Origin of the sequence: Desulfatiglans sp. (assembly GCA_012513605.1) — a bacterium.
In the GTDB taxonomy this organism is placed as follows: domain Bacteria; phylum Desulfobacterota; class DSM-4660; order Desulfatiglandales; family HGW-15; genus JAAZBV01.
The window spans coordinates 101,980-109,541 of record JAAZBV010000034.1; the positions used below are offsets into that span (position 1 = coordinate 101,980).

Below are 7,562 nucleotides of genomic sequence, written 5' to 3' on the forward strand. Positions count from 1 at the left end.
AGGGTATAAATGAAAGCAGATCTCCATTTACATACATGCGCATCAGACGGAACCTGGCGGCCTGAGACCCTCGTACAAAACATCCTTCAGGCAGGAATAGGGGTGTTTGCGGTTACAGACCATGACTCAGTTGAAAATATCAGTTCAGCATCCAGGCTTGCCACTGAAAACGGCCTTAAATTTATCAGGGGAGTAGAGATAAGCACAACAGAAAATGGAAGGATTTTTCATATACTGGGGTACAATATTGACCCTCAAAACAGCGCCCTTAATGAGATATTGATGTTTAATCGTAACAATCTGGAAGAGAGGAATAAAAAAAGCATAATAAAACTCCGGGAGATGGGTTTCCCTGTTTCACCTGATGAATTCCTTCTCTATAAAAACAACCCGGAGCGCGGGGGCTGGAAGGCCCTGAACTATGCCATTGATAAAGGTGTCTGCAATACCTACCGCGACTTTTTTCAACTCTTTGGTGATAAAAGGATTGGCATGAATATAGATGGCTGTGCAACACCCGGTGCAGCAATAGCTGCAATCAAGGAGGCCGGTGGCATTCCTGTGCTTGCGCATCCCGGTTCATCTATATATGGGAATAACCCGCCCGGGGCAATAAAAATAGCAGTAGATATGGGCGTTGAAGGGGTTGAGTGCTTTCATCCGGAGAACAATGAGGAGACTACCGAATACAGCCAGGCGTTTTGCAGGAGAAAAGGGCTCTATATAACAGGCGGCTCTGACTGCCACGGCGCCTTCGTAAAGGAGCGGTGGCTTGGAAAACCGGATGTAAGGGTAGGGCAGCTTTCGCTGTGGGATTATTAGCTATAAATACCCCAGCGACATTAAAAACTCATCCATCAGACTGAAAACCTCTGTGCTGTCAACATTTCCGAAAAAGTGATCTGTATCCTCAAATGGGTGGAGTTCACATCTGTTGCCCATTGAAACGGATTTTTTCACATATTCACTGATAGAGCCGAAGGGCACCAGATTATCCGCCTTGCCGTGGATAATGCACATGGGCGGCATACCGGCCTTGATGTGATGAAACGGTGAGAGCTCTTCAGAGCTTGCCCGTCCCTGAAGCAGGGATGTAAATTCATCAATAATAACAGTATTCAGGCACGCAGACTGGAAAACAAAGGCATCCGGCACAGGGCTTAGATTGAGGTCATCCTCAGTGTCATCAAACCCTTCAATACAGGCTGCACAGGTGGCGAGATGAGAACCTGCTGAGATGGCCCCTGCTATTACCTTTCCAGGGTCAATACCAAGCTCAGCGCCGTTTTTTCTTGTCCACCTTATGGCAGATTTAACATCAGCGAGCGCATCAGCAGGTGTGCTCCCGCCAATAGAAGTGATCCTGTACTGGAATGATATGGCCGTTAAGCCCTTTGAGGCATAGTGGCTGCATATCTCATAACCCCACTGGGGCTCGCCCATTGTCCAGCCACCCGGATGAAAAAAGAGAAAGGCAGGGGATGTCTCTGTTTTATCACCGCCCTTATTTGGGTAAAATATGTGGGCCTTTAATTCCTTCCCATTCTTCTCTTTATATGTCTTTATTTCATCAGGCCCCTTTGTCTGATTTATACTCATTTCATGCTCCTAATTTATTTTCACATCCTCTATTTGAAAATTCCCAAGATTATTCATTACGCCAAAAAAATCCCCTGCATCGCCGTGTCCAATGGAGAGTGTGATATGCCCTGCATCAAAGCCGTCTCTTGCATCCTTTAATGCCGCATCAAGGCCAATCCATTTATTGCCTATATATGCCTCTGTCCAGGCATGGCCCATAAAGAGGCCATTTTCAACATGGACAATACCCATTACCACCCTTGCAGGTATGCCTGCGGCACGGCACAAAGCTGCTGCAAGGAGCGCATGCTCGGTGCAGTCGCCCTGCCTACTTTTTGCCACCTCAAGCGCGCTCGCATAGCCCACTGAGAGATTTTTATTATCTATGTACCTGCTTACAAATGACTCTATTGCAAGTGCAGCATCAAGGGCGCTCTTTTTGCCCTGAATAGATTTTTGTGATAGCTCTTTTATAAGCGGGTGTCCTGTCTGTATATACTGTGTGGACTGAAGGGCCTTCAATATTGCAGGGTCATTCCCTGTATAAGGATATCCATGTGACCGCTCTCCCTTTACCGGTTTTACTGTGACCTGGACACTGCCGTCAGAAAGTTTTAATACCTGCTGATTGTCTGTTACAGGGAACCTGAATGATGCATCCTCTTTTATGGGTTTAAGTTTATATGTGATCGAAATTGCTCTTTCCGGGTTATCAACAGCCACAGGGCTCCTTACAACCATGGAATCCACCATCTCAGCCACCGTGAGCTTGCTCATGGCGAATTCTCTGGAGCAGGCTATCACCTCTATATTCATGCCTGCAAGTGGCATGATCATCTTCTGGGAGTTAAAATCATCATCAACATAGTATGTGAAGAGGGCGCTGCCTGACTCAGGTAAAAAATATTCGCCCTTTATCTCTACAAGCTCCACGACCCGGCCAAGGAGATCAACCTGTTTTCGGTCACCAACATTAAAGGTAAACTTCATTGCCATAAGGGTTGAGGGGCTGAAGAGGTCTGCTGTATAACTGGCGCCTTTTTTAAGGCCATGTCGCTTAAAGGCAAGAGAAAGACCCTCTGTCATCACTGCCCCTTTTGGGAAATCCTGCACAAGCTCCTGGGTGTTTCCCGCATTAGTCACCCTCACCTTCATCTTTCCATCAGGGGTGATATCCCCTTCAACAGACATATCCATGGTTGATATCTTCTGTATAGCCTTGAAAGAGAGGGGCCCTCCATCAATGGTTTCTATGGCTGTCTCTTTCACATCAATCTTTACCGGTGTGCCCATACGTTCCAGTTCAAGGAGCATATGGTCCGTGCTTATAACCCTGTCACCCTCAACCCTGCGTGTCTGGATATCATACCCGCAGCGGCTGCCATTAAAATAGAGGGCAAAATAGTTCGTCTGTTCTGTATTGCCCGATGCAAAGGTATTAAAAAACAAAAGGGCCGCTATCAGCAGTAAAAAATTTCTCATGGATATTTCTCCCTATGATTTATTGTGATCAGGGCATCCTGTAGACCATGGAGTTTATATTCATGCCTGCCCCTACAGAGGTAAAAACTATGATGTTCCCTGATTCAAGGCTGTGTTCTTCAAGCCTTCCCTTCTGTATGAGGTCAAACATGGTGGGGATAGTTGCCACAGAGCTGTTACCGAGCCACGCAATGGTCATGGGCATAATATCTTCCGGCACATCATCAAGCCTGTACATCTTGAAAAGACTGCTGATAATGCTCCTGTCCATCTTCTCATTTGCCTGGTGAATAAGCACCTTTTTCACATCGGTAATTGATAAACCTGCCCTGTCAAGGCTCTCCTTAACCACCTTTGGTACATACCTTAGTGCATATTTGAATACCTGGTGGCCGTGCATCTTGAGATATGCTTCATTCCCCTTTTTGTCCGGGAAGTATGACTTGTCACTGAATATGAGATCAACCTCATTTAGCGTATCACTTCTTGTTACATGCGAGATGATGCCTGCCTCTTTATCTGTAGCTTCAACAATTGCAGCGCCTGCACCATCAGCAAATATCATGCTGTCAATATCATGGATGTCTATTACCCGTGAGAGTGTTTCAGCGCCTATAACCATTACCTTTTTAACCTGGCCTGATCTGATATAAAAATCAGCAATGGTCATCCCGTGCACCCAGCCCGGGCAGCCGAATGGTATATCATATGCCACTGTATAGGGGTTTTTAATGCCCAGCAGGTGTTTCACGCGCGCTGCAATGGATGGGCAGATATCCACCCTTGCAGTGCCAGGCCTTACATCGCCAAAATTGTGGGCAACAATAATATAATCAAGGTCTTCACCATCACCCCCGTTAAGGGCATCTTTCGCTGCAAAATATGCTATGTCGGATGTCATAAGGTCGTCAGTGACCCAGCGCCTTTCCCTTATACAGGTGATATCCTGAAATGTGGCAATTATGTCTTTGTTCAGTTTAGTCAGCTTTTCATGGTTTGAGTTATAGAACTCAGTATTTAAAAATTTACTGTTTTCTATCTTTAATTCAGGGATATAGCTCCCTGTTCCTGTAATAATACTGTTTGGCATAAAACTTCCTTAAGTTTAATAAATTAATCAGTTTTCACCCTATGTAGCAGCGCTGCTGCGGAGGGTGGACAAGCGGTCAGCCATTAGCGTTCAGCATTCAGTGAAAGGTTTTCAAACCAAAGAGTTAGCTGCAAGCTGACCGCTGAAAGCTCCATCCATAATTTTCCCTTATCTTTAAGGCTGTTACAAAACGGCTTTTCTCATATCATTAATTATAATTTCGATCAAATTGAATTTCCTTTTATCTTGACCATGCCTCTAATCTTACCTATATTGGGAGTCCTTCGGGGCATTATCCCGAAATATATTTGTTTTTTCCCCAGGCATTGCCTGTAGAGAACTCAGCAAATTTACCGGTTCATCGACAATATAAGGAGGAACTTATGAGAAAAGTAGCAATTATAGGAGTTGGCCAGAGCGCTTTTGTACGCGGATACCCTGGTTCAATCAGGGAGTTGGCCTTTGAAGGCTTTAAAGAAGCCATGCTGGATGCAAAGATAGCAACAACTGATATAGATGCCTCAGTGGTATGCTCTGCGCCTGAATATGACAAACAGAGATCACCAGCGGGTGTTCTGGCTGAATACCTCGGTTTAACCCCTCAGCCGACATTTTATGTGGAGACCCTTTGTTCATCAAGCAGCACAGGGCTCAAACTGGCCTATTCGCTTGTAGCATCAGGCCTGCATGACGTTGTAGCGGTTGTAGGTTTCCAGAAGATGTCAGAAATAACGTCTGCGGAGTCACAGGAGAGGATGGGGCGCGGCGCAGATATCCAGTGGGAAAGCCCCTTTGGAACAATGATGCCTGCCTATTATGCCACCTATGCAAGGGGACATTTTCTTAAATATGGCACCACACAGGATGACCTTGCGCTTATCAGGGTAAAGGCGGCCACATACGGCCAGATAAATGAAAAGGCCGTTTACAGAAAACCTGTAACGTTTGAGATGTTTTCAGACCCTGACAATACCATGTCAGGCCCTGTTGCAAGCCCCTTAAGGGTAGGAGACTGCTGCGCCAATGCAGACGGAAGCTCATGCCTGATAGTGGCCTGTGAAGAAAAGGCAAAGCTTTTTTCTAAAAAACCGGTCTGGATCAAGGGGATCGGCGCTGCCTCCACAGCGGTTAACCTGGCTGGACGTGACCTCTTTTCCGGTCTTACAGTCGGTATTGAGGCAGGAAAACAGGCATACAAGATGGCAGGGATCACACCCAAACATATTAATGTTGCAGAGGTGCATGACTGCTTCACAATAGCCGAACTTATGGCCTATGAAAACCTGGGCTTTGCAAAGCCGGGCGAGGGCAAGGATCTTATCCGGTCAAAGGAGACCTACAAGGAGGGGAGCATCCCTGTTAATGTTGACGGAGGGCTTTTGTCCAAGGGACATCCGATTGGGGCTACAGGTGGTTCGCAGGTAAGGACCATAGTTCTTCAGTTAAGGGGTGAGGCCGGGGCTATGCAGGTAAAGGAGCCTGTGTTTGGTCTGGTGCATAATATAGGCGGCGTTGGCCTTTACGGCAACGTAACAATACTGGGGAGGGAATAAAATGGCTAGCAAAGACATTGATGTAAGATTCAGCAAGTTTGGTACAATCAGTTTCACCTCCACAACAAAGGTAAACGATTTTATAGACAGGATTGAGCAGGGAAAGATATCAGGCACCATATGCAAGGGGTGCGGGGCAAAATATTTTCCGCCCAGGGCAGACTGCTGCAAATGTTTTACAAGCAGCATGGATTGGTTTGATGTAAACGGCAAAGGAAAGCTGCTTACATACAGCAAGCTGGAGTATGCCCCGATAGGTTTTGAAAATGACCTCCCCTACTGTATCGCAGTGGTTGATTTTGGCGAATACAAGGCATTCGGCAGGCTCAGCGGGGATATTGCTGACAGTGAAATAACGGGCGGTATGGAGCTTAAGGCAGCAGTGAACAAGCTCCCCAATGGACAGCTCAACTACGTTTTTGAAAAGGCATAGACTGCGTTTCAAAAACCAATAATAAACACTCTGTAGAGACAAGGCATGCCTTGTCTCTACTTTTTTATGGGCCTGTAGCTTTATATGAAGTTGGGCACCAGGTGATTTTATTTGGACAGTGATAAAACAGAACATGATTCAACCGCTATTCCGGCTCATCCCGGATGGCTTGAGATAACAATAGATATAGACCCCTCTGCAAAAGAGGCAGTGAGCGATTTTCTAATGGGTTTGGGCTGCGACGGCGTTGTTTCAGAGGATTTTGAAAGCGGCCTTATGAAGGCATACCTGCCCTCTGACAGTAATGACTCCGATTTTATCAGAAATAGTCTTGTGACATTTTTTGATAATCTGAAAGATCCCTTCCCTGATATTGCTGACCCTGTTCTGGATATAAAAGAGATGGCCAATCAGGACTGGGGCACAACCTGGCGAAGCTTTTTTTATCTTGAAAAGATCACTGATAACCTCATGATACTTCCTGCCTGGGAGGAGATGCCTGCCCCTGTTAAATGTCATGTAATAAGGATTGATCCGGGCACCGCCTTTGGCACAGGTAAGCATGAAACCACAAGGATGTGCCTTAAGGCCATTGAGGATAATGTGCCGGACAGGCCCTGGACAATGCTCGATGTGGGCACAGGGAGCGGTATACTCTCTGTTTACGGGGCTATGCTGGGGGCGCATGAGATCACGGCCATTGATAATGATCCAGAGGCAGTAAGCTGGGCAGAAAAGAATATTGCCCTGAACGATCTCCCTGTAAAGATCGATCTATCCACAACGCCTCTTGATAGAATTGATAAGAGGTATGATCTTATCGTTGCAAATATCATTATGAACACCATACTTGAACTTAACCACCTGTTTCCCGAACGGCTTGCGCCTGATGGCGTGCTCATCCTCTCCGGCATACTAACCGGGCAGATAGATAGAATAGTGGAAGACCTTGAACGCCATGGCCTTAAAAAAATCAGCGAAACTATCATGGGTGAATGGGCATGCCTGCTTGTAAAAAAAGATTTAACAGTGCAGAGACGAACGTTTTAAAGGTAAAGACAGGTCTTATTCAGCGGGAGTGGGAGGATAACTATGCCGGGAATCCGGACTCCCAATGCTACACTGACCCTGCAAAAATCTCGGGATAAATTCGGTGGAAGTCTATTACTCTAACATCAGTATCTAAAAGGATTAGCCTTGTCATGGCTGCTCTCTGTCCCATTCAGCACAAACAGACCTGAAATCAGGCAAATCATTACGATTCTTCCAGATACCTGCGGCCTCACGAATAACTGATGTAGCTGGTCGTGATAAATTGAGCCAAAAATGGTCGTTAAGAATTGAGCCACTCTGGTAGAGGCAAGGGATTATTAGTATATTAAGAGATTTAATCCCAGATACAGAGGAGAACGGCTTGAAAAAA

At 46.0% G+C, this 7,562-nt stretch carries 7 protein-coding genes; 4 read left to right on the forward strand and 3 right to left on the reverse strand.

The window, feature by feature from the left end:
* Window positions 1–9 precede the first annotated feature (9 nt).
* A complete protein-coding gene (locus GX654_04580; protein ID NLD36127.1) occupies window positions 10–822 on the forward strand; it encodes a PHP domain-containing protein in 813 nt (270 codons plus the stop codon).
* Here GX654_04580 and GX654_04585 read toward each other — a convergent pair whose 3' ends face one another.
* From GX654_04585 to GX654_04595, 3 genes are read right to left on the reverse strand one after another with little or no spacing between them, the layout of a single operon-like run.
* Entirely contained in the window at window positions 823–1,599 is a 777-nt protein-coding gene (locus GX654_04585) for an alpha/beta hydrolase (protein NLD36128.1), read from the reverse strand.
* Window positions 1,600–1,608: 9 nt separating this feature from the next.
* Window positions 1,609–3,063, reverse strand: coding sequence for a transglutaminase domain-containing protein (locus tag GX654_04590; protein ID NLD36129.1), 1,455 nt, complete (start codon window positions 3,061–3,063; stop codon window positions 1,609–1,611).
* A gap of 28 nt (window positions 3,064–3,091) precedes the next feature.
* A complete protein-coding gene (locus GX654_04595) occupies window positions 3,092–4,153 on the reverse strand; it encodes a ketoacyl-ACP synthase III (GenBank protein NLD36130.1) in 1,062 nt (353 codons plus the stop codon).
* Between the two features lie 383 nt (window positions 4,154–4,536).
* Here GX654_04595 and GX654_04600 point away from each other — a divergent pair, with 383 nt between their 5' ends.
* The 3 genes from GX654_04600 (at window position 4,537) to prmA (ending at window position 7,189) form a co-directional block, all read left to right on the forward strand.
* The gene (locus GX654_04600; GenBank protein ID NLD36131.1) at window positions 4,537–5,706 is read left to right on the forward strand and encodes an acetyl-CoA acetyltransferase; all 1,170 of its coding nucleotides are present in this window, start codon (window positions 4,537–4,539) and stop codon (window positions 5,704–5,706) included.
* Between the two features lies 1 nt (window position 5,707).
* Complete coding sequence (locus tag GX654_04605; GenBank protein NLD36132.1) at window positions 5,708–6,139, forward strand: Zn-ribbon domain-containing OB-fold protein; 432 nt, start codon at window positions 5,708–5,710, stop codon at window positions 6,137–6,139.
* Window positions 6,140–6,250: 111 nt separating this feature from the next.
* Window positions 6,251–7,189: a 50S ribosomal protein L11 methyltransferase gene (gene prmA / locus GX654_04610; GenBank protein NLD36133.1), complete on the forward strand. Its 939-nt coding sequence runs from the start codon at window positions 6,251–6,253 to the stop codon at window positions 7,187–7,189.
* Window positions 7,190–7,562 lie beyond the last annotated feature (373 nt).

Coding starts and splice junctions, on each gene's coding strand:
- GX654_04580 (NLD36127.1), top strand. CDS start 10: ATGAAAGCAGATCTCCATTTACATACATGCGCATCAGACGGAACCTGG.
- GX654_04590 (NLD36129.1), bottom strand. CDS start 3,063: ATGAGAAATTTTTTACTGCTGATAGCGGCCCTTTTGTTTTTTAATACC.
- GX654_04585 (NLD36128.1), bottom strand. CDS start 1,599: ATGAGTATAAATCAGACAAAGGGGCCTGATGAAATAAAGACATATAAA.
- GX654_04600 (NLD36131.1), top strand. CDS start 4,537: ATGAGAAAAGTAGCAATTATAGGAGTTGGCCAGAGCGCTTTTGTACGC.
- GX654_04605 (NLD36132.1), top strand. CDS start 5,708: ATGGCTAGCAAAGACATTGATGTAAGATTCAGCAAGTTTGGTACAATC.
- GX654_04595 (NLD36130.1), bottom strand. CDS start 4,153: ATGCCAAACAGTATTATTACAGGAACAGGGAGCTATATCCCTGAATTA.